A 21,382-nucleotide genomic window follows, 5' to 3' on the forward strand; every position below is an offset into this window, starting at 1 on the left:
TGCTGCGGTGCGCCAGGCGCAGACCCCGAAGGTCGGCACCTCGCAGAGCCTTGATGTTCACCCGCCGTGCCCACGCTGTGGGGACAATGTCAGGGACTACAGGCTCAACCGGCGTGGGAACATCGCTGGGAACTCCACCTCCGGTGTGGCTAGCGCCAGCGATCACGTAGGGGTGCCAGGGACTCAACTCACTGACGGGCGGTCCGGACGATCACGCGCGTGTGCTGTTTGTCCGCGACCATCAGGCCTTCGATATCGGGGGCGGTTCCTGCCGGGTGGACCTCGATCCACAGGGCGTGTGATCGGCCCTCACGGTCCCACCTGCGGATCTGATCGGAGAGACGGTCGGCGAGTTCCCCGCCGTGCGGACCGTACGCGCAGACGCCCAGTTCGAAGACTCTCTGCCTGTCCTCGGCGCGGGGCGCCTGGCGCATGGTGAGGTATGCGAACGTGTCCTGGTCGAACACCGCCATGCTGCCCCAGCGGTACATGGGCTCGACGAGACCTTGGTCGACCGCGTCCCTTTGTGCGAGCAGGCGGCAAAATCCTTCCATCGTGGCCAGCCAGAACTCAACGTGACCGAGTTCCTCCTCACCGGCGGTCACACCCAGCCAGATTTGACAGGCGGGGTGGTCAAGGGCGCGGCCGAGGGCTTGGGCGTCTGCGGATTGCCGGTCGTCGAGCCGCAGGGAGACCTCCATGTCGTCGCGGAGTTTGAGGGTGGGTTCCGGGCAGTGCCCAGCCCCACGCATCGGGATGAACCCGCAGGTCCGCATGGAGCAGCTCCGCAGGATGCCGTTCTGGCGTTCGAGAGCGACCGAACGCGTCAGCCCCCGCACCCGCAGCGGCACCACGATCCTGCCGCCGGTAGTGAGCTGATCCGTCCACGCGGGCGGCACATCCCAGGCACCCGCAGTGACCATGATCCGGTCATAGGGAGCATGGTCGGGGTGGCCGTGCTCGCCGTCGCCGCAGACCACCTGCACGTTGTCGTAGCCGGCGGCTGCGAGCCCATTGCGAGCTGCCTCAACGACATCGTCGTCGATGTCGATGGTCGTCACCTGCCCATCCGGGCCCGCCAGGTGCGCCAGCAACGCGGCGTTGTATCCCGTCCCCGCGCCGACCTCCAGGACACGGTGGCCCGGCCGCACGTCGAGTTGCTCCAGCATCTGCGCGACGATGGCCGGCGCGGAGGCCATGCTGCGAGGTCGACCGTCCGGTCCCGGGTGGGTGATGACCCCCTCCTGAGCGTAGGCCTTCTCGATCGAGGCATCGGGCACGAAGAGATGCCGGGGCACAGCGCGCATCGCCGCCTCGACCCGCGATGTCCGGACCGACCGCCACATGACCAGCTGATCGACCATCGTGTTCCGCAGTTCTGCCGCGGACGTCTGGGTCGCGTCGATGCTCACCCCGGAAGCCTACGACCACGCCGCCCGCTCATACGGCATCTCAGTGAGTCTCGCCTCGAATTCGCACCAGGCACGGCTTGCGGCTGGGCGACGGCCCAGGAGAGCCGCGAACGCCACCGTGGCGGCCCTTGCGGTAGCGGGCCTCCAGCTCCCTTCAACGGTGACGGCCCAGGAGAGCCGTGGACGCGGCAATTGACCAGGGAAATAGTCGGCTTGGTAGCGGTCGCCCCTCGGAGGGCGAACCTTTGCTGTCGTGATGTCCGATTCTTGCTTCGGAACCTCCCGGGGATTCGGTGCGAGCTTGGGGTTCCGAAGTTTGGCAAGGGTGGAGAGGCTCGTCCGGCGGCGACGCCGCCCTCTTAAGGACGTTGCTGGTGCCGTGGAGATGAGCAGCAGGGCGCTGGTCAACTCGCTGGGGTGCGGCCGGGAGGGCCCCTGGCGACGGCGCAGGTCCGCATCGGTCAGGTCCAAGCCTCGCCAGCGCGTCCCCGGCAGCCACGTAGAAAGCGCTGAACAAGGGCGTGCACTCGGCCAAGGCCAGCGCGATACCCGCGATCTTCGACAGTTGGCTCCGGCCTCGACGATGTCACCGCGTGATCGGGCTTCACGCCGGGCACGCCGTCACAAGAGGCGTACGGTGGCTTATGGGCGTTGCCCCAGCGGTGGGGGCACGGTTACTTGTGGTGGACGACGATCCGAGACTCGTCAAGGTCGTCGCTGGACCTGCCGGACGCGACCGGACGCACCCTGGCCGCCGCGCGCGAGCTGGCGTCCCGCCTGGCTGCCGAGGTGCCGCAAGTCACGGTTGCCGTCGGCGTGTCGGCCGGGCCCGCCGTGGCCGGGCACATCGGCGCGGAGAAGCGGTTCGGCCCGGCTACCGCGCGTTCGCGCGACGGCGACCCGGCCCGGGCCCGTAGCCGTCAAGGTCACCTAAGGACGATGATGCGTCACCGGCACGGCTCGCGCCGCATCCTCAGGAGAAGGTGTCGATCGCCGCGATGCGCCAGCGGCCGTCCCGGCGGATCGCGTCCACGGCCAGCATCGCGCCCGCGTAGGAACTCGTGCCGTCCGTGCCGCGCGTGCTGCGCTGGTCGGCGAACAGCAGCAGCCGCGCCCGGTCGCCCTGCAGCATCCTCACCGCCCCGTCGGTGACGGTCGTGGTGAGCACCAGCTTCTGCATCGGCGCCTGCCTGCGCACCGTGGCGAACATGGCGTCGTACTGCCGGACGGCCCGGCCGACGAGCAGGTTATGGGCGGCGCGCTCGGTCTTGCCGACGTCGGCGTAGTTGTAGGAGAACACCGTGTTCACCACGTCGGTGACCTGGCCTTTGACTTCGCTGGTGCGGGCGTTGTCGGCGAGAGCGGCGTTGCGCGCGGAGGGGGTGTCGCGCAGGGCTGCCGCTTCCCGGTGCGACCAGACGGCGAACGCGACCAGCAGAACGGTCGCCGTGCCGAGCGCGACGGGCAGGTTGATGGCTCGCATGGCGGTGACCCTTCCTAGGGGTTCGCGATGGGTGCCTGGCCGAGCCCGCTGATCTTCCATCCGTCGGCGGTCCTGGTGAGCTCGCCGACGAGGCGGCTCTTCTTGACCGCGGGCTCCCCCTCAGGCGGGGTGACGGTGATCTGGACGGCGACGAGGACGCGAGCCTTCCCGGCGTGCTCGTCCAACTCGGTGACCGCGGCCTCCAGGACCTTGGCGGCGGTGACCGTCCGGGCCTCGCGCACGCGCTGCTCGAACTGCGCCCGGCCCTGAACGATATCCCGGTACAGGTCGCCGGTGGCGGACTCCTGCCAGGCCCTGAGGCTCCGGTCGAGGGACCGGTAGTCCAGGGTGCTGAGGTTCTGAACCCCCTGCTCTGCACTCCGCAGCACCTGATCGCGCGTCGCCGCGTAACGCAACGAGTCGTCATGCCTGGCTGCGTAGCGGGACCACCCGAACCACCCGGCGGCAACCGCCGCCACCACCGTCAGCACGATCGCGATTACCTGGACCGGATCCGCTCCCCACGGAATCCAGCGCCGCCTCCCACCCGGTACGACCTCGTCCTCAGAGTCCTCGGCGCGCTTCTGGCCGGACATGTCGGCGTCGTTCCGGGCAGGCTTCTGGGCGGGCTTATCGGCCCGCCCACCGCCAGGGTCGTCGCCAGGTTCGGCGGCGGGGTTTTCGCCGGACGTGTCCGTGGACTTCTCGCCGGGCTCGTCGCCACGCATGTCATGGGACGTGGCGCCGGGCTCGTCGGCGGGGCTGTCGGCGCGGGAGGTGGTCGTGGTGTCCGCCTCGGTGGTGTTCGGCATGGAAGTCGGTTCCTCCGGCAGGTCGTTCGGGTCAACGAGAGCTGATCTCCGTGATGCGCCACTGGCCGTTGTGCCGGTGGGCCGTCACCGAGAGTTGCGCGGCCGCCGGTGAGGCGGCGGGCCTTCCGGCGCGGGTGGCGACCTGGTCGAGGAAGACCAGCAGGCGGGCCGTGTCGCCGGTGAGGCTGACCAGGCCGGCGCGCACGACCCTGGTGCGCAGCGCGAGCCGCTGTGCCGGTGCCTGCCGTCTCACCTGGGGGAAGAGGCGCCGGTAGTCGTGGGCGGCCCGGCCGGACAGGGCGTCGGCGGCGGCGCGCTCGGTGGCGGGGGTGTCGTCCGGGTCGTAGGAGAAGATCCGGGTCAGGGCGTTCCCCACGTCGCCGATGACCTCCGTTGTGGCGGCGGTGTCGACGAGCGCCCGGTTCGCCGAGGCGGCCTCCTCCGCGCCGGCGGGTCCGCGCAGGGCCGACAGGCCGCATCCGGCGAGTGCGACGAACGCCGCGACGACGAACAGCCGGTGAGGCCGGCGTGGTCGGTGGCCGGCTGGGGCGTTCGTGGCCGTTCGGGGGCGGTCCTCCTGCGTTTCGGGCACCGATCGCGTTCCTTTCTCAGCGGGCACTGACCGGGAGCACGGTGAGCGACTTGAGCCGCCACCCGCTGGACGTGCGGGTAAGACCGGCCTCGTAGCGCTTGCGCTGGACGGTGGTCCGCCCACCCTGCGGTGTCAGCCTGATCCGCACCGCGGCGATGAGCTGGGCGGTGCCCGTCCGCACGTCCAGGGACGTCACCGCGGCGTCGTCCACGTTCGCCACGGCCGATGTGCGGGCCCGCAGGATCTTCTGGCGGCTGGTCGCCGACTCGCGCTGGAGGCGGTCGCGCAGCGGCCCGGTGGAGGCGTCCCGCCACCGCCGCAGCCCCTCGTCGGGGCGGGTCCAGTCGATGCTGTTGAGCATGGCCACCTCTCGGGTGCCGGTGCGAAGCACCAGGTCGCGTTCGCGGGCGAAGGCCGTCGCGTCGGAGTCGTGCCAGGTCTGCCACAGGGCCCGTCCGGACCAGGAGAGGAACGTCACGGCCAGCGCGAGCGCCACCCATGCGGCGATGCGGGTCATCAGCTTCCCCCTTTCGCCATTCCGAGCAGGGCGGACATGTCCGAGGGGGGTGATGAGGGGGGCAGGGCGGGCAGGCCGAGGGCGCCCGGCAGGGACGACGTGCTCGTGTCGCCGAGGACGGAGCCGGGCACGGCCGGGGTGGGCACCGCGCCGCGTGGGGCGTTGGCGGCGCCGCGCACGTTCACCCCGCTGGAGGCGGGCATGGCGCAGCGCGCCGCCGTGTTCAGCGGCGGTCCGGGAGAGGTGTCGAGGCCGTTGCGGTAGGTGGTGGCGCCGTATCCCCTGGTGCAGGGCAGCGGCTGGAAGAACGTGGTCACCATGCCGAAGTCGAGCGTGCCGCCCTCGATCATCGACGAGCCGGCGGCGACCGCGCGGGGCAGCTTGACCAGCAGTTCCTCCGTGCCATCCACCCGCGTGAGGAGCAGCTCGGAGGTGGTGAGCAGATTGGCGACCAGGACGCCGAGGTCGGGGTCCAGGTCGCGGACCAGCCCGGCGAACTGCTCCGACGCCCCGGGGGCGGCGGCGATCAGACGGCGAAGGTCGCCGTCGGACGTCCGCAGCTGCCGGGCCAGCAGCCGTGCGTCGCGGGCGAACGACTTGAGCGCCTCGGCCTCGTCGTTCTGGGTCCGCAGCACCGTCTCGGCGTCCTCGATGAGCCGCCTGGTCGGTTCGGCGTGCTCGTTGGCCGCCTGTGTGAACGCACCGGCGTTGTCCAGGAGCATCTGGAGGTTCTGGCTCTGCCCGTCGAACGCTTCGCCGAGCTCGTCGACCATCGTGCGCAGGTCGCCCAGCGGCACCGAGGCCGCCAGGCCGTCGACGCTCTTGAGCAGATCTGTGACCGGCGCGGGGGTCGTGGTCGCGGCGCGTTCGATCCGCGAGCCGGCCGCGAGGTAGGGGCCGCCCGCGGTCTGCGGGCTCAGGTCGATGTACTGCTCACCGACGGCGGAGCGGTTCGCCACGACCGCCGTCGTTCGCGCCGGGATTCTCGGCGCGGACTTCTTGATGTGCAGCTCGGCGACGACGCCGTCGTCGGTCAGCCGTACCGGGCCGACCCGTCCGACGGACACGCCCCGGTACGTCACGTCCGCGTACCGCAGCAGCCCGCCCGCCTGAGCGAGTTCGACGTTGACCACGTAGTAGTCGCGGTAGCCGACGTAGGCGCCGAGCGCCGCGTACCGGACGCCGACGAACGCCAGCGTGCAGACGGCGATCACCAGGAAGGCGAATACCTTGAGCCGGGTGGCGATCGTGAGCATCAGTCCTGCCCTCCTCCGGACGCGGGGGCGATCGGGGGCGCGACGGTCTCGGCGCCGGGGAGCGGCAGCGGCGGGCCCGTGCCTTTGCGGGACTGGGCGTCCTGTCCGCTCGGCTTGACCGGCGGAACGATCTGGGTGCCGGGGGCGGCGGACACCGACAGGTACACGTTCAGGTAGTCGCCCTTGATGGCGGGCAGGACGGCGTCGGTGAACGGGTAGGTGAGCAGGACCTGCAGCGACCGCGGCAGGTCGCGGCCCGCCTCGCCCAGCCTCCGCAGGGTCGGCTCCAGTGCCTTGAGGTCGGCGACCAGGTCCTCTTTGCTCCTGTTCACGGTGTCGACCGCGACGGCGGCCAGCCGGTCGAGCGCCCGGAGCATCTCGACCAGCGCGCCGTGCTGCTGTTCGAGCACCTTCAGCCCGGGGCCGAGGTCGCTCAGCACCGTGTTGATCTGTGCTTGGCGGCCGTTCAGCGTGGCCGACAGCCGGTTGACGCCGTCCAGCGCGTCGGTGATGCCCTTGCGGTTGCCGTCCAGCGTGCCGGTCAGCTCCGCGACCCGCCGGAACATCGACCGGACCTGGGGTTCGTTGCCGCCCAGGGCGTGGTTGAGCTCTTTGGTGATGGTCTGGATCTGGTTGAGACCGCCGCCGTTGAGCAGCAGCGACAGCGCGCCGAACACCTCCTCGACCTCGACGTTGCGGTTGGTCCGCGACACCGGGATCACGCTGCCGGCGGTCAGGCGTCCCGTCGCGCCGCCGGGTGGTGGGGCCAGCTCGATGTACTTCTCGCCGAGCAGGCTCGACTGCCGCACCTGCGCGTAGGCGTTGGCGGGCAGCCGCACCTCGCCGTTGACCAGCAGCGTGACCTCCGCCGTCCACCCGCCGGGCGGCAGCGACACATCGGCGACGCGGCCCACCGCCACGTCGTTGACCTTCACCGCCGACTGCGGCACCAGGTTCAGCACGTTCGCGAACCGGGCCTTCACCGTGTACGGGTGGTCGCCGAGGTCCGGGCCGCCGGGGAGCGGGATGTCCTGGACGCCCCGGACTCCCCCGAACCCGCAGCCGGAGAGCGCGGTGGCCACCAACCCCAGTGCTCCTGCCAGCCGGCGGACACGCATCATCGGCCACCTCCATCCACCGTCGGAAGGGGAAGCGGCGGACCGGCCCCGCCGCCTGCGCTCAGCTCGTTGAGGTTGGCGCGTCCCATGAGCGACCCGGTCTGCGGGTCGTAGGCGTTGAGGACGTTCTGCACGTTGAGCGGCTGCACGTCGAGAGCCTCGGCGAGGGACCGGCGCTGCTCGACGAGCACCTGCGTGATCGAGGCGAGCTTGCCGACATTCGATTTCAGCAGCGCGCGGTTGTCCTCGACGAAGGTCTTCACCTTGCCGAGCGCCTCGGCCAGCAGCCGCAGCGCGGCGGCGAGGTCTGCGCGGTCGGCGGCCAGGAACCCGGTGACGTCGGCGAGCTGCCGTTCTGCCTGCCGGACCTGGGCGTCGTTGTCGCGCAGCATGCCGGTGAACCTGCGCAGGTTGTCGACCGTGGCGAAGAGGTCCCGCTGTGAACCGTTCAGAGTCTTGGCGGCTCGGCCGAGCTGCTCGATCGTCCGGCCCGCCGCGCGGCCGTTGCCGTCGAGGTTGGCCGCGCCGGTGCGGATCGCGTCCGACAGCGCCCCGTCGCGGTTGAGCCCGTCCGGGCCGAGGTCGGTGGCGAGCTTGCTGACCGTCGCGTACAACTGGTCGATCTCCATGGGGGTGCCGGTGCGCTCTACCGGGATGACCGCCCCGTCGGCCAGCCGCGGGCCGCCGGTGTAGACGGGGGTCAGCTGGACGTACCGGTCGGCGACGACGCTGGGCGCGATCACCAGCGCGCCCGCGTTCGCCGGAACCAGGACCGTCCGGTCCAGGCGCATGTCCACCCGGACCCGGCTGGGCTCCGGCCGGACGGACCGGATGGCGCCGACCTTCAGGCCCAGCACCCGCACGTCCGAGCCTTCGTGAACACCCACGGCCTTCCTGAAGTAGGCGGTCACGGTGTAGCCGGGGTCGTCATCGAACGCGGCGAGCGCCGTGCCCGCGAGCACGACGGCCGCCACACCGGCGGTCACGACGAAGGCCGCACGACGTAGCCTCCGCAGCCCCGCGATGACCTTCTTCCGAGATGGCGACGGCATCAGCGGCCCCCTTGCTTGGGCGGCATGCACCCCTTCGCGGGGGGCGTGCCGGGAGGCAGGTAGTTCTTGGGGACGACGCCGCACAGGTAGCCGTCCATCCACCGGCCGTTGCCGAGCGAGTTGCCCAGCAGGCGGGTGTAGGTCCCGGCCAGTGACAGCGCCCGGTTCAGGTCGGCCCTGTTGCGTTCGAGCAGGGCGGTGACCTCCTGGAGGGAGCGCAGGGTCGCGCCGAGCTGCCGCCGGTTGTCGTCCACCAGCCCCGACAGCTCGGCGGACAGCCGCTGTGTCCCGACCAGCAGGCCGTGGACCGCGTCACGGCGGCGCCGCAGCTCGGCGAGCAGCAGGTTGCCGTCCTTGAGCAGCGTCTCGAGCTGGGCGTTCTGGCCGGCCACGGTGCCGGAGATCCGGTTCGCTCCGGCGAGCAGCCTGCGCAGTTCGGCGTCGCGGGAGGCGATCGTCTTCGACAGGGCGGTGACGCCGTCCAGGGCCTTGCGCATGGCGGGCGGCGTGCCCGCGAAGGTCTGCGAAAGCGTCCGCAGGCTCTGCGCGAGCTTGGGTGAGTCGAGCTCGGCCAGGGAGCCGCTGAGGTCGTCGAACGCGGTGGTCACGTCGTACGGCGAGGTGGTACGGGCCACCGGGATCGGGGTGCGCGGGTCCTGCGCGCCGGTGCCGAGCGGGTCGACGGCCAGGTACTTGTCGCCCAGCACCGTCTTGATGGCGATCGCGGCGGTGCTGGCGTTGCCGACCCAGGTGCTCTTGACGCGGAACGTCACCCGAACCTTGCCGCCGTTCAGCCGCACGCCGGTCACCTTGCCGACCTTGACGCCCGCCACCCGCACCTCGTTGCCGGGACGCAGCCCGGCCGCCTCGGTGAAGTCGGCGGCGTAGCCGGTGCCGCCGCCGATGACCGGCAGGTCGGCGGCGCGGAACGCCACCGTCCCCGCGACGATGAAGGCGACCATGCCGACGATGAACACGGTGATCGGGTTCCATTCGCGGACCGGCCGCACCAGGGGCCGCCCGGATCGCTCGGCCCGCCTGCCTCGCCTTCGGATGCGCGGCCGGCGGCTCATGACCGGCACCTGGCGTCGGTGAGCGGAATGCCGGTCGGTGGCGGCGGTTGCGCGTCCGGGAACTGCTGGTACGAGGCGCCGCTGAGCCTGGCCTCGCACAGGTAGAGGTTGATCCAGGAGCCGTAGGAGCCGAGCCGGCCGATGGCCTGCATCTTCACCGGGAGCATGTCGAGGAATCTTTCGACCGTGGCGGACTCGTCGGCCAGGTTCTGGGAGAGCCGGCCGAGCCGGGCCACGTCCTCCTTCAGGGGGGCGCGGCTCTCCCCCAGCAACCCGGCGGTGCTCGCGGTGAGCTCGTCCAGCGCGCTCACCGCCGCGCCGATCGGCTCCCGGTCGGCGGCCAGCCCGGACACCAGGCGGCGCAGCGTGGTCACCAGGTCGACGAGCCGGCCGCTGTGCGCGTTGAGGTTGCCGATGACCGCGTTGAGGTTGCCGATGACCTGGCCGATCACCTGGTCCTTGCCCGCCAGCATCGCGGTGAGCGAACCGATGGTGCCCAGCAGTTCCTCCATGGTGGCGCCCTCGCCCTGGAACACCTGGACGATCGACCCGGCGAGCTTGTTGACGTCGCCCGGCGACAGCGCCTGCATCAGCGGGCGGAACCCGTTGAACAGCTGCGTCAGGTCGAGCGCGGGGGTGGTGCGTTCGAGCGGGATGGTGCCGCCCGGCGGCAGGTCGCCGGACGTCCCGGCGCCGCGCCCCAGCTCGACGTACCGCTGGCCGACCAGGTTGACGTACTTGATGGTCGCCGTGGCCGACGCCGGGAGCCGCCGATCGCGTTCGATCGAGAACCGCACCAGCGCGATCCGCCGTTGGGTGACGCCGACCCGATCCACCCGTCCGACCTGCACGCCCGCGATCCGCACGCTGTCGCCCACGCGCAGCCCGGAGGCGTCGGTGAACCTGGCCTGGTAGGAGACGGTCGCCCCGACGTCGGTCTGGGCGATGCTGACCGCCAGCACGAGGGTGGCCAGGCCGGTGCACGCGACGAACAGCAGCGACTTGATCAGCGGGGACAGCGTGCCGCCCGTGCGGCTCATCGCAGCGTCACCTCCGTGCCTCGGTAGACGGGGCCGAGCAGCACGCTGCTCCAGTCCGGCAGCGCCCCCGGCACTTCGTCCGGGCCGGACGCGAGCAGCTCGTTGATCAGGCGGTTCTCCTCCGGCGAGTTGGGCAGGCCGAGCCCGCCACGGCCGACCTTCACCGGGGTCGACGGGCCGCCGCCGTCATACGGGACGGGGTAGCAGGCCGGGCCGCCCTTGTCGTTGTAGACCGGGTCGTCCTTCCCCGGGCGGTACGCGCCGCGCGAACGCATCGTCGTGACGTCGACGTGCAGCCCCGGTCGCTTGCCGCCCTTGCCCAGGACCCGGTCCATCTTGGGGATGAAGTCGTTCAGCATCCGCAGCGTGCAGGGCAGCTCGGGCGAGTACTTCGCCAGCAGCTCCAGGGTGGGCCGGCTGTCGGCGGACAGCCGGATGATGTTCGCGGAGTTCTCCCGCAGGAAGCCCGTCAGGTCCCGGGACGCCGCGGTGACGGACGAGTATACGGTGCTCAGCTCCGCGCGCTGGTCCACCAGCGTGCGGCCGGTGTACGTGGCGTCGTCCAGTGCCTGAAGGATCTCGGGGACGGCCTCGTCGTAGTCGCGGGCCAGCCGGACCAGCTCGGTGATGTCCCGGTTGAGGGTGGGCAGGGACGGGTTCATCTTCTTCAGGTACGCGTCGAGCTCGACCATCGTCCGCCCGAGCCGCGTGCCCCGGCCGTCGAGCGCCTGGGCGACCGCGCTGAGCGTCACCGACAGCTTGGCCGGTTCCACCGCCGTGAGCAGCGGCATCAGCTCGTCGAGGACCTCCTGCAGCTCGGTCGCGTTGGACGAGCGGTCCTGGCTGATGACACTGCCCGGTTCCAGCCGCCGCGGGCTCGGCCGCGCGGGCGGGATCAGCGCCACGTACCGCTGCCCGAACAGCGTGGTGGGCAGCATCTGCGCCGTCACGTCGGCGGGGATCAGCCGCAGCGCGTCCGGCTGCATCGCCAGCCTGAGCGTCGCGCCGGAGCCGCTGGTGTCGATCTCGCGGACCTCGCCGACCGTCACCCCGCGCAGCTTCACGTCCGCGTACGGGTGCAGTGAGTCGCCCGTGCTCGGGGTGCGCAGGATCACCCAGCTGACCTTGGTGAAGCGCTTGTCGTACACCGCGACCGACAGCGCGACCAGCAGCACCGGCACCATGAGGAAGGCCACGCCCGCGAGCCGCCGCTGCACCGTCGCGGCGAGATCGCCGCGCCTCCGCCCGCTCATCCGGCCACCTTCACAGTGGTCGTGGTGCCCCACAGCGCCAGGCTCACGAAGAAGTCGGTGATGCCAATCAGCAGGATCGAGGTGCGGACCGCCTTGCCGACGGCCTTGCCCACCCCGGCCGGCCCGCCCCTGGCCCGGAAGCCGTAGTAGCAGTGCGACACGATCACCATGACGCTGAACAGGAAAACCTTGAGGAACGACAGCAGGACGTCCACCGGCGACAGGAACAGGCCGAAGTAGTGGTCGTAGGTCCCGGCCGACTGCCCGTTGAACACCGTCGTCACGAGCCGGGCCGAGAAGTAGGAGCTGACCAGCCCGATCCCGTACAGCGGGATGATCGCGACCGTGCCCGCCACGATCCGCGTCGTCACCAGGTACGGCAGGCTCGGGATGCCCATGACCTCCAGCGCGTCCACCTCGTCGTTAATGCGCATCGCGCCGAGCTGGGCGGTGAAACCGGCGCCGACGGTCGCGCTGAGCGCCAGCCCCGACACCAGCGGCGCGATCTCGCGGGTGTTGGCGTAGGCGGACGCGAATCCGGTGAACGCCGCCGACCCGATCTGCTGCAACGCCGAGTAGCCCTGCATGCCGACGACGACGCCGGTCGCGAGCGTCATCGCGACCATCACGCCGAGGGTGCCGCCGACCACGCCGAGGCCGCCGCTGCCGAACGCCACCTCGGCCAGCAGCCGCTGCACCTCCCTGAGATAGCGGCGGATCGCACGCGGCGTCCACAGCAGCGCCCGCAGGTAGAAGATGAGCTGGTCGCCGGGCTGGTCGAGGAACGCCAGCCAGCGCCCCGGGCGGCGCAGGAGCCGGAGACCGGGAAAGGGGAGAGCCATCGGTCATCCTCCCTTCGGCGGGACGGCCTGGAGGTAGATCGCGGTGAGGATCATGTTGACGACGAACAGCACCAGGAAGGCGAACACAACCGACTGGTTCACCGCGTCCCCCACGCCCTTGGGTCCCTTGCCGGGGTTCAGGCCGAGGTAGGACGCGACGATCCCCGCGATGAACCCGAAGACGAGCGCCTTGACCTGCCCGATGTAGAGGTCGGGGAGCTGCGCCAGGCCCGAGAAGCTCGCCAGGTAGGCGCCCGGCGTGCCGTCCTGCATGAAGACGTTGAAGAAGTAGCCCGCGCTGACACCGACGACCGACACCAGCCCGTTCAGCATGAACGCCACGCCCATGCAGGCCACCACGCGCGGCACGACGAGCCGTTCGATCGGCGAGACGCCGAGCACCATCATCGCGTCGATCTCCTCCCGGATCGTCCGCGAGCCCATGTCGGCGCACATCGCCGACCCGGCCACGCCCGACACCAGCAGCGCCACCACCATCGGGCTGGCCTGCTGGATGATCACCAGCACGCTGGCGGCCCCGGTGAACGACTCCGCGCCCATCTGCTGGATCAGCGAGCCGACCTGCAGCGAGGTCACCGCCCCGAACGGGATCGACACCAGCGACGCGGGCAGGATCGTCACGCCGGCGATGAACCAGAACTGCTCGACGAACTCGCGGAACTCGAAGCGATGCGGCCGCCGGACCAGCAGCCCCAGCACCGTCGCGGCGAGCTGGAACACCTGCCCGACCGTCCGCATCGCGTTCACCGAGAACGCGAACACCACGCCGATCACGGCCGTTTCCTCGCATCATGTGAAAGCCGAACCGGGACGCTCTTCACCGTCTCCTCGCCCGCTGGGAATTCATCGGAACACGACTTTGGAAAGCGGATCGAAATGAGTTACTTCACGATAGTCATGGCGCCCGCCACCGGACTAGTTCCCGTCGCACAAAAACACGGTGGAAACACGACGCGACTGTCAGCCGGGTGACAACCTCACGTCCCCACGCCCTGGCACTGCGGGGCCTTCCGAAAGGCCTCGTCCAGTTCCGTGTTGGCGCGCAGGTCCTTGACGGGCCCCTGGTACGAGGCGAAGGCGCCCATCCGCGCCTGGTAGGAACGCAGCGCCTTGGCCAGCGAGTTCATGTCGGTCACCTGGGCCCTGCGCAGATCGGCGGAGACGTGCCCCAGCTCCAGCCGGACCTTGGCGAGGTTGGTCACCGTGGCCTGGTAGGTCGCCTTCCCGCCGGCGACCGGCGGCGCTCCCGCGGCGTCGAGATCGGCCGCCTGGGCCTGAAGCTGCCCGCCCATGTCCCCGAGGAACGTCAGAATCGCCGCCCTGGACTTCCGGGCGTCCCGCTGGTCGACGGTCGGCAGCGAAATTCGTTTCGCGTTCCTCTTGACCCCGTCGCAGACGCGCGCAGCCCAGACGGTCTTGGCGTCATTTTTCTCGTCCCCACCACATCCGGCAGGCGACACGACCAACGCACACCCCAAGGCGACCGCGCCGAGCACGCGTGGCACCATGTCATTCTCCTCATATATTCCCGGGCTTTTGTCATTGCCGAGCAACGGAGGTGCCCCCGCCGCCGGGGAGTCCGCGGCGGCGGGGGCTTGCCTCCCCGGTTACGCCATGCCGTGCGGTGTCACTTCGCCGGCGTCGCCCTGAGCGTGACGGTGTTGCCCGGCCCGGCCACGAAGGCACTCAGCAGCGGCGTGAGGACGCCGCAGCCCTGGAGAGCGGGCAGGGTATAGGTGCCGGTGAGCGTGCCGCCGCCCGCCACGGTGAAGTCGGTGGACCTCAACGGGATGGTGGCCGCCGAACCCGTCTGGCACGTGCTGCCGCCGCCGATCTGGATGCCGAACAGCTTGACCGACGACACCTTGACGACCGTCTTGGTCGTGGTGGACAGCGTGCCGCCCGACAGCGTGCCGGTCGTCCGCCCCTGGGGCGCGAACGCGATGTCGGCGGTCACCGGCAGGAACCCGAGAATCGAGAACGTCCCCGTGGCCGGCTTGAGCTTCAGGTCCGCACTGACGTTGCCGCCCGCGTCGACCGTCCCGCTGACCGACCCCGCCAACGCCACCTTGCCGTTGGCGGCCTTGAGGCTGGAGCTCCCCGACAACTCGAACGCCCCACTCGTCGGCGGCGTCGTACTCCCCGGCCCTGTCTTGCCCGACACCGGAGACGACTGCTCCGACTTGTTACCGGCCTTGTCATAGGCCACCACGCCGTACTTGTACTCGGTTTCCGCCTGGAGACCGGAATCGGTGTAGGAGGTTCCGTCCTTCACGTCGGCCACCTGCTGCCCATCACGGAACACCAGATAGCCCCCCACACCAGACGCGCCGGCATCAGGCTTGTCAGTCGAAGCGTCCCACGACACCTTCAACGACGACGACGCAGGCGCACCCGCCTCCACCTTCACATTGGCAGGGACCGTGGGCGCCTGGGTGTCGGGGGCGGGGCCGCCACCGTCGGTGATCTCGAAGTCGATCTTGCTGATCTGGTCGGCAGGGTCCTTGACGCAGGGTGCCTTGACGTTGCCGAGCTGGGTCGGGGTGCCGTCGGCCTGGACCGGGGTCGTCTCCAGGTCGATGTTGCCGATGCTCATGGAGGCGGATCCGGCCTTGGTGAACACCAGGGCGGGCGCCTGACCGGTGGCGTTGATCGTCATCGGCGGGGACGGGTAGTCCTGGGGGATGTCGGTGTCCGGCACGGGCAGCGCGACGGTGGCCTTCACCGGACTGGCGTACTGCGGGACGGTCATGTCGGCGCGCGCGTATGCGGTGGTCTTGGTCAGCTTGACGGCCGAGACCTGGGTGAGCGCGTCGACCGCGTTGGCCCCCAGCACGTTGGTGGAGACGATCTTGATGCGCGGTGCGTAGTCGTTGACCTTCACCTTGTCCGGGAAGTCGACCTCGGCCCGGACCTTGAGGATCCCCTTCTCGTCGGAGGGGCCGAGGATCGGGAAGTCACAGGTGTAGGTGAGGTCGTACTTGTGGACGTTCGGCTGGTAGGTCGGCCGGCCGTACTCGACCGGCGGCTGCGCCGCCTGGAGGGTGGTGGGGGCGGGTTTGGGCGGTTGCGGGGTGGTGCCGTCGTCCACGTAGAACTGGACGAGCGAGTTCTTCTGCCCCGGTTTCTGGTAGCACTTGACGTTCAGCTGGCCGAGTGAGGTCTGCTGGCCGGAGGCGTCCAGCGGGGTCACCCGCAGCGTGAGGTTTCCGACGTTGATCTCGCCCCAGCCCGCTTTGGTGAACGACAGCGAGGGCGAGGTGCCCTTGGTGTTGATGGTGAAGTCGCCGGACGTGGGGATGTCCACCGTGGGCGGGTCGAAGCCGACCCGCGGGGCGATGTTGGGGGCGGGGAATCCCGGCTGGGTGACGACGGCCTCGGCGGTGGCGAAGCCCGTCAGCTTGGCCGCGTTGATGGTCCGCAGGCCCTCGACGGTCGCCGCGGGAATGGTGGCCTTGGCCGTGATCGGCAGGCCCTTGATCTCCTCGTTGACCTTGGGGTTGTCGGGGATGTTGTCCACGGTCATCTGGACGCGGACGTCCTGGAGACCGAGGAGTGGGTAGTCGCACCGGTAGTCGAGGGAAAGCGTCCCCGACGCCGCGTGCGCGACCGGGACGCCGTACAGCGTCGACCCGGCCACGAGGGCGCCGGCCAAGGCCAGGGGCAGCCCGGCCTTTCTTGTTCGTCTCACCTGTCTGCCTTTCGAGTGGGGGGGTGCGGTGACGGGGCCGGGCCTCGCCGGTTGTGCGGCTGGGCCTGGTCCGCTCACCATGCCTCCAGGTCGGGGTCAGGACCGCGGCGTCAGGTTCAGGTCGATCGTGTTGCCGCTGCCCGCCGCGAAGAGGCTGATGATGCCTTCGAGCGGTCCGCAGTCCTTGATCGAGGCGATGCTGTAGTCCTTGGTGGACAGGGCGCCGCCCTTCTTCGGGTTGAAGAAGGCGCCGGTCTTGGAGCCGAGCGCGACGGTCGAGGGCTGGGTGGTCTTGCAGTTGTCGCCGCCGCCGATCGGGATGACGCCGAACGCCTGGAAGTTCGGCATCTTGATGTTCATGGTGGACCTGGTGGCGATCTCGCCGCCCGTGTACGTCCCGACCGTCTGGCCGACCTGCTCGAAGTCGACCGTGGCGGTGACGGGCAGGAAGCCGAGGATGTTCATCTGGCCGGAGGTCTTCTTCAGCAGGAGGTCACCGGTGATCGCCCCGGTCCTGCCGTCCACCCGGACCTTGATGTCGCCGTCGAGCGGGACGGTGCCGTTGGCGTTCTTGATGAACGACGAGCCCTTGAGACCGAAGGCGTAGTTCAGGGTGCCGGGGTCCGCGGTGGCCGGGGTCTTCTCCGGGTACCAGGCGGGCGGGTTCTGCGCGGGCGGGTAGGTGACCGGGTCGTTGGTCACGTCGAACTCGGTGACGGTGTTGTTCTGGCCGGGCGTCAGCGTGCAGGGGGCGTCGAAGGTGCCGAGCGCGCTGGAGCCGCCGTCGGACTTCAGGACGGTGACCTTCAGCGCGAGGTCCCCGAGGGTGACCTTGCCGTGTCCGGGGGCGGTGAACTGGGGGCCGGTGGCCTCGCCGTAGCCGGGGATGGTGAAGCCGCCCTCGCCGGGGATTTCGGTGTTCTTGAGCTGGTTGCGGACGTTGACGTCGAGCCCGTTGGGGAAGTCGGGGGCCTCCACGCGGGCCTTGGCGGTGGCCAGGCCGCCGATCTTCACGCCGTCGACCGCCTGGAGTCCCTCGGTGGTGTCGGCGCCGAGGCCGGCGTCCCAGAAGATCTGGATCTTCGGGATGGCGGTGCCGGCCTGGATCTTCTTGGGGATGTCGGTCCTGACGTGCAGGTCGAGGGACCGCTTGCCGATGAGCGGGTAGGTGCACTCGTATTTCAGGTCGAGCGTGACGGGGTCCGCCGAGGCGGTGCCGGCGCCGGCGACGCCGCCGAGGCCGACGCCGAGGGCCGCCGCCAGTCCCGTCGCCAGCCCTTTCCGCAGTCCTGGGGACTTCTTGTTCTTCACTCGTTACCTCTCCGATGACAGCGCCGAGGAATCCTCAGCGATAACTGGACCCCCGATGCCGGTTTCCTCCGCCGGAATCGACCGGGCCGGACGTTTGTTCTTGGGATCTGCCGCCCTTCCAGCGGGGTTACCTGGGCGTAACGTACTCGTGTCGCCGGATCGTCGTCATCGGCCGTCAGTGACAAATGTCACGCGCTTTCACTCACTGCCGGCAAAACATGATGGGGGTCACTGGAACGCGCCAGTCCGCGTTCCAGTGACCCCCATCGAGAATGCTCACTGACGCTTGGGTCGTGACAGTTTCACGCTGTCCTTTGTCAGCGGCCGACGAGGCGACCGGACGTCACTTCGTGCAGGACCGCACCGCGGCGCCCATCGCGGGGTCCTTGACATCGGGGACGAACACCTGACCCGCGGGAGGCACCGCTACGCCGTGCCTCTTCACGCAGGCTCTCAGTTCGTCCAGCGTCTTCTGGACGGCGGGGTTCGCCTGCCCGATCACAGCCAGGCCGCACTTCTGGACGGCGCGTTGCCGAGCCTCGCTCAGCTTCTCGGTCGCGGTCGGTATCCCCTGGAGCCCCGCCTTCTTCAGGCAGGATTCGAGTTCGCCCCGGACCTTGGATTCGGCCGGTGACCCGGCGGGCGGCGATACAGAATTCGAGGAGCCGCCGGCCACGCCGGGGGACGCCGCGGTGGCGGCCTCGTCTCCCCCACCGGAACAGGCGGCGGAACCGAACAGGAGACCGGCGATCGCGATGACACCGGCCGTTCTCATCTGAGCTTTCATTTGATGACCTCTCCCGGCACTCGGGAAACAGGGGTGGGTGTGATTCCTGGGACGGGGGGTTCAGCGCGCGGTGACGGGATCGACCGGTGGGCACGTGGCCTGCGACACCTGGCAGACGGGCCCCTGGACGACCTTCACGGCGTTGCCTCCGCCGGAGATCGAGGCGTTCAGCAACCGGTCGAGGTTCTCCTTCGCCCCGCAGCCGGAGAAGGGCGGGATGGTCATCGTCCCGCTGAGCGGCCCGCCGTCCTTGACGCTCTTGTACCACCGGGTGCTGTCGAGGGTGATCGTCATGGGCCGGGCGGAGACGCACCTGCGCCCGAGGTCGAGCGGGGCGCCGTTCACCGTCGCATCCAGCAGCCGCACCGCCATCCGCACGGTCGCACGCGCCTTGAACCCGCTGCCCGTGTCCTCGCCCTCCAGCGTGCCCGGCTCCAGCTGGTTCAGTTCCATGGTCGCCGTGGTCGGCATGAACCCGAACGTCAGCATCGTCGTGCGCGTACGCAACGGCCCGACGAACAGGAACCTGGCCTTGGCCCTGGTGGCGGTCGCGTAGTAGGCGACGTTGGTGAGGACGGGGCTCGGCGTGGCGGGGTTGAGCACCACCGCGCTGTTCAGCTTGGCGACGTTGGCATATCCGGCCATGTAGGCGCAGGCCTCGATCCAGTCCTCGTCTCCCTTGAGCGTGCCGCACTCGGACGGCGGGCCTTTGGGCATCGTCACGCTGAGCGGCGGGCTCGGCGGCGACAGGTTGCCGGCCGCGTCCCGGGCCCTGACCGTGAACGTGTAGGTGCGTTCGGGCGTCAGCCGGCTCACCCAGCCGAACGGGGTGTCCGTCTCGGCGGCGGACCGGCCGTCGGCGTAGATTCGGTAGCCGGTGACCGCGACGTTGTCGGTCGACTCGGGCCAGGACATCACCACGGTGTCCTTGGCCAGCCCGGTCACGGCCGGCTTGCCCGGCACGGTGGGCGGCGTGGTGTCGGGGGCATCCGGGTCCGTCGTCACCTGGATCGGGTCGGCGCCGTCGGACACGTTGCCGGTGAGGTCGCGGGCCTTGACGGTGAACGTGTAGGGCGTGGCCGGGGACAGTCCGGTCAGCGTGGCGGTGGGGTCGGGGCCGGTGCTCTGCCACACGATCCGGCCATCGGCGTAGACGTCGTAGCCGGAGACCCAGAAGTCGTCGGACGACCGGCCCCACGACAGCGAGACGCTCGTCGGCGACTTGGCGGTGGCCTTCACCTCGCGGGGCCGGGACGGCGCCCGCGTGTCCGCCTCGTCGGTGATCCGGGTCCGGGCGAGCACGTTGTCCTGGCCGGGCCGCTGCGTGCACGGCACGACGACGGTCGGTCCGAGCGTCGTCGGGGTGCCGTCGGCCTTCTTCGGCTGGATCGTCAGGTCGAGGTCGTGGATCTCGATGCGTCCCTGGCCGGCCCGCTTGGTCTCCAGCGACGGCACCCGCACCGAGGTTCGCAGGTCGAAGGCGCCCACCGGCGGAATCCTGGTCAGCGGCACGCCGAATCTCGGTTTGGCGTCGAGATCGCCGTCGGGTCGTCCCAGCACCGCCTGGACGCTGCCGACCCCCTGGATCGTCGCGGCGCGCACGGCGAGCAGGCCGTCGGTGGTCTCCGCGTTCACCGTCGCGACGGTCCTGGCCTCGACCGGGGGGACGCCCTGCCGCTCCATTTTCGTCGAAACCCGCGCGGGATAGTCGACGGTGACGAGCACGTCCAGTTCCTTCGTCCCGATCTGCGGGTATCTGCAGTCGTACTTCAACGCCAGCGTCGACGGTTCGGCGACGGCGAACCGCGATCCGGTCACGACGATGAGGCCGACGACGACCGCCACCGTCGCGACCAGGGCGAGCACCGCCCTACCGACTGTGGGCTGGAGGTTCATCCCCGACTCCCTACCGCTGCGCCGCGTTGTCAGGCGGACGTTCGACGTCATGTCCGGTCAGGCGACCACGCCCAACGGGTGGGACGAGGTCCGCGCGCGCACGAAGGAACCGATCTCCTCGATGGCCTGGCGACCTTCGGGGACGGCCCCGGCGAACGCGGGGAAGACGTGGACCTGCTCCTCCCAGATCTGGAGGAGATGCGGGACGCCCGCCTCGGCGAGCCGTCCGGCCATCAGCTCGGCGTCCCAGCGCAGCGCCTCACGCGACCCGGCCAGCATGAACACGGGCGGGAGACCGCGCAGGTCGCGGTCGCAGGGGGACACGACGGCGTCCGGCTCCATGCCGGCGAGCAGCAGGCGCTTCAACGCGCCGAGCCGATGCGCCGGGATGTAGGCGTCGCGCCGCGTGTACTCGTACGACGCCCGCACCTCGTGGTCGAGGTCGGTCAGCGGAGACAGGCCGACGATGCCCGCCGGGACCGGCAGACCCGCGTCCCGCGCCGCGATCACCGTGGTGAACGCCAGATACGCGCCCGCCGAATCGCCCGCGATGACGAGCCGCTCCGGGTCGCATCCCTGGTCGAGGATCCAGCGGTAGGCGGCCAGGGCGTCCGCCATCGACATGGCCAGCGGCGCTGTGGGGAGCTGCCGGTAGGCGACCGAGAACGCGACGGCGTCCGACCGTTCGGCGATGCGCGCGACCAGGCCGCGGTGGGTGCGCAGTCCGCAGCAGAAGAATCCGCCGCCGTGCAGATATAGGATCACGCGGGCGCCGGAGCCCCCGGCGGGGCGGACCCACTCGCCGTGGAAGTCACCGAGCCGGACCCGTCCGATCTCCGTCCCGCGCGGCGGCCGCATGACCATCGGCGCGCCGAGGTCCAGGAGCATGGCCAGCCGCAGCATCGAGGGCCGCATCGGGCCGTAGGCGAACATCGGCCGGACGGCGGTCCTCATGAACGCGGCGAACCGGCGCGCCTCCCGGCTGACGCCGGGCCGGAAATCGATGACTGGCTCCATCCGTGACCTCCAAGCTGGACGCGACCGCTTCGTGATGAGAGCACGATGCGCCCCCGGTGCGGCACCCTTCACCGGAAAATGGCGCACATTCGGCGCAAGAAACCGCCTTGTTGATCAAACCATGAGTACACGCCGACGCAAGATTGCGCCGTGCCGGCCAGACGGATACAGGCGGCCGACGTTGACAGCGGTGACAATCCGGGCGGTCG

The 21,382-nt window shown here is 70.2% G+C and carries 19 protein-coding genes; all 19 read right to left on the reverse strand.

Annotated elements, in window-relative coordinates:
• Positions 1-188: 188 nt before the first annotated feature.
• The gene (fxlM, locus tag ABD811_RS00385; RefSeq protein ID WP_344939104.1) at positions 189-1,412 is read right to left on the reverse strand and encodes a methyltransferase, FxLD system; all 1,224 of its coding nucleotides are present in this window, start codon (positions 1,410-1,412) and stop codon (positions 189-191) included.
• A 973-nt stretch (positions 1,413-2,385) separates the two neighbouring features.
• A complete protein-coding gene (locus ABD811_RS00390) occupies positions 2,386-2,895 on the reverse strand; it encodes a hypothetical protein (protein WP_344939107.1) in 510 nt (169 codons plus the stop codon).
• A 14-nt stretch (positions 2,896-2,909) separates the two neighbouring features.
• Positions 2,910-3,707 (reverse strand): hypothetical protein, encoded by a 798-nt coding sequence (locus ABD811_RS00395; protein WP_344939110.1) that lies wholly within the window; start codon positions 3,705-3,707, stop codon positions 2,910-2,912.
• 31 nt (positions 3,708-3,738) lie between these two features.
• The gene (locus tag ABD811_RS00400) at positions 3,739-4,299 is read right to left on the reverse strand and encodes a hypothetical protein (RefSeq protein ID WP_344939114.1); all 561 of its coding nucleotides are present in this window, start codon (positions 4,297-4,299) and stop codon (positions 3,739-3,741) included.
• 16 nt (positions 4,300-4,315) lie between these two features.
• A complete protein-coding gene (locus ABD811_RS00405) occupies positions 4,316-4,816 on the reverse strand; it encodes a hypothetical protein (RefSeq protein WP_344939116.1) in 501 nt (166 codons plus the stop codon).
• Complete coding sequence (locus ABD811_RS00410) at positions 4,816-6,072, reverse strand: MCE family protein (protein ID WP_344939119.1); 1,257 nt, start codon at positions 6,070-6,072, stop codon at positions 4,816-4,818. Before ABD811_RS00410 ends, ABD811_RS00405 begins: the two co-directional genes overlap by 1 nt.
• Positions 6,072-7,193, reverse strand: a complete 1,122-nt coding sequence (locus tag ABD811_RS00415) for an MCE family protein (protein ID WP_344939122.1) — start codon at positions 7,191-7,193, stop codon at positions 6,072-6,074. Before ABD811_RS00415 ends, ABD811_RS00410 begins: the two co-directional genes overlap by 1 nt.
• On the reverse strand, positions 7,190-8,242 hold the full coding sequence (locus ABD811_RS00420; protein ID WP_344939125.1) for an MCE family protein: 1,053 nt from the start codon (positions 8,240-8,242) through the stop codon (positions 7,190-7,192). The genes ABD811_RS00415 and ABD811_RS00420 overlap by 4 nt, the downstream gene beginning before the upstream one ends.
• Positions 8,242-9,315, reverse strand: coding sequence for an MCE family protein (locus tag ABD811_RS00425; protein WP_344939129.1), 1,074 nt, complete (start codon positions 9,313-9,315; stop codon positions 8,242-8,244). The genes ABD811_RS00420 and ABD811_RS00425 overlap by 1 nt, the downstream gene beginning before the upstream one ends.
• Positions 9,312-10,355 carry an MCE family protein gene (locus ABD811_RS00430; protein WP_344939132.1) on the reverse strand — a complete coding sequence of 348 codons (1,044 nt, stop codon included), beginning with the start codon at positions 10,353-10,355 and terminating at the stop codon, positions 9,312-9,314. The genes ABD811_RS00425 and ABD811_RS00430 overlap by 4 nt, the downstream gene beginning before the upstream one ends.
• Positions 10,352-11,608, reverse strand: a complete 1,257-nt coding sequence (locus ABD811_RS00435; protein WP_344939135.1) for an MCE family protein — start codon at positions 11,606-11,608, stop codon at positions 10,352-10,354. The genes ABD811_RS00430 and ABD811_RS00435 overlap by 4 nt, the downstream gene beginning before the upstream one ends.
• Positions 11,605-12,450, reverse strand: a complete 846-nt coding sequence (locus ABD811_RS00440) for an MlaE family ABC transporter permease (protein WP_344939138.1) — start codon at positions 12,448-12,450, stop codon at positions 11,605-11,607. Before ABD811_RS00440 ends, ABD811_RS00435 begins: the two co-directional genes overlap by 4 nt.
• Positions 12,451-12,453: 3 nt before the next feature.
• Positions 12,454-13,245 (reverse strand): MlaE family ABC transporter permease, encoded by a 792-nt coding sequence (locus ABD811_RS00445; RefSeq protein ID WP_425549342.1) that lies wholly within the window; start codon positions 13,243-13,245, stop codon positions 12,454-12,456.
• A 203-nt stretch (positions 13,246-13,448) separates the two neighbouring features.
• Positions 13,449-13,979, reverse strand: a complete 531-nt coding sequence (locus tag ABD811_RS00450) for a hypothetical protein (RefSeq protein WP_344939140.1) — start codon at positions 13,977-13,979, stop codon at positions 13,449-13,451.
• Between the two features lie 119 nt (positions 13,980-14,098).
• Positions 14,099-16,162 (reverse strand): DUF6801 domain-containing protein, encoded by a 2,064-nt coding sequence (locus tag ABD811_RS00455; RefSeq protein WP_344939143.1) that lies wholly within the window; start codon positions 16,160-16,162, stop codon positions 14,099-14,101.
• Positions 16,163-16,258: 96 nt separating this feature from the next.
• A complete protein-coding gene (locus ABD811_RS00460) occupies positions 16,259-17,473 on the reverse strand; it encodes a DUF6801 domain-containing protein (protein WP_344939146.1) in 1,215 nt (404 codons plus the stop codon).
• 343 nt (positions 17,474-17,816) lie between these two features.
• Positions 17,817-18,260, reverse strand: a complete 444-nt coding sequence (locus ABD811_RS00465) for a hypothetical protein (protein WP_344939149.1) — start codon at positions 18,258-18,260, stop codon at positions 17,817-17,819.
• Positions 18,261-18,320: 60 nt separating this feature from the next.
• Positions 18,321-20,156: a DUF6801 domain-containing protein gene (locus ABD811_RS00470; protein ID WP_344939153.1), complete on the reverse strand. Its 1,836-nt coding sequence runs from the start codon at positions 20,154-20,156 to the stop codon at positions 18,321-18,323.
• A gap of 57 nt (positions 20,157-20,213) precedes the next feature.
• Positions 20,214-21,173, reverse strand: coding sequence for an alpha/beta hydrolase (locus ABD811_RS00475; protein WP_344939156.1), 960 nt, complete (start codon positions 21,171-21,173; stop codon positions 20,214-20,216).
• Positions 21,174-21,382 lie beyond the last annotated feature (209 nt).

Origin of the sequence: Actinomadura miaoliensis (genome assembly GCF_039536785.1) — a bacterium.
GTDB classification, from domain to species: Bacteria; Actinomycetota; Actinomycetes; order Streptosporangiales; family Streptosporangiaceae; genus Spirillospora; species Spirillospora miaoliensis.

Bases quoted from the DNA above. Each gene is read 5' to 3' on its own strand.
- ABD811_RS00425 (WP_344939129.1), bottom strand. From the start codon at position 9,315: ATGAGCCGCCGGCCGCGCATCCGAAGGCGAGGCAGGCGGGCCGAGCGA.
- ABD811_RS00390 (WP_344939107.1), bottom strand. From the start codon at position 2,895: ATGCGAGCCATCAACCTGCCCGTCGCGCTCGGCACGGCGACCGTTCTG.
- ABD811_RS00435 (WP_344939135.1), bottom strand. From the start codon at position 11,608: ATGAGCGGGCGGAGGCGCGGCGATCTCGCCGCGACGGTGCAGCGGCGG.
- ABD811_RS00475 (WP_344939156.1), bottom strand. From the start codon at position 21,173: ATGGAGCCAGTCATCGATTTCCGGCCCGGCGTCAGCCGGGAGGCGCGC.
- ABD811_RS00430 (WP_344939132.1), bottom strand. From the start codon at position 10,355: ATGAGCCGCACGGGCGGCACGCTGTCCCCGCTGATCAAGTCGCTGCTG.
- ABD811_RS00415 (WP_344939122.1), bottom strand. From the start codon at position 7,193: ATGATGCGTGTCCGCCGGCTGGCAGGAGCACTGGGGTTGGTGGCCACC.
- ABD811_RS00395 (WP_344939110.1), bottom strand. From the start codon at position 3,707: ATGCCGAACACCACCGAGGCGGACACCACGACCACCTCCCGCGCCGAC.
- ABD811_RS00440 (WP_344939138.1), bottom strand. From the start codon at position 12,450: ATGGCTCTCCCCTTTCCCGGTCTCCGGCTCCTGCGCCGCCCGGGGCGC.
- ABD811_RS00420 (WP_344939125.1), bottom strand. From the start codon at position 8,242: ATGCCGTCGCCATCTCGGAAGAAGGTCATCGCGGGGCTGCGGAGGCTA.
- ABD811_RS00410 (WP_344939119.1), bottom strand. From the start codon at position 6,072: ATGCTCACGATCGCCACCCGGCTCAAGGTATTCGCCTTCCTGGTGATC.
- ABD811_RS00465 (WP_344939149.1), bottom strand. From the start codon at position 18,260: ATGAAAGCTCAGATGAGAACGGCCGGTGTCATCGCGATCGCCGGTCTC.
- ABD811_RS00470 (WP_344939153.1), bottom strand. From the start codon at position 20,156: ATGAACCTCCAGCCCACAGTCGGTAGGGCGGTGCTCGCCCTGGTCGCG.
- ABD811_RS00405 (WP_344939116.1), bottom strand. From the start codon at position 4,816: ATGACCCGCATCGCCGCATGGGTGGCGCTCGCGCTGGCCGTGACGTTC.
- ABD811_RS00450 (WP_344939140.1), bottom strand. From the start codon at position 13,979: ATGGTGCCACGCGTGCTCGGCGCGGTCGCCTTGGGGTGTGCGTTGGTC.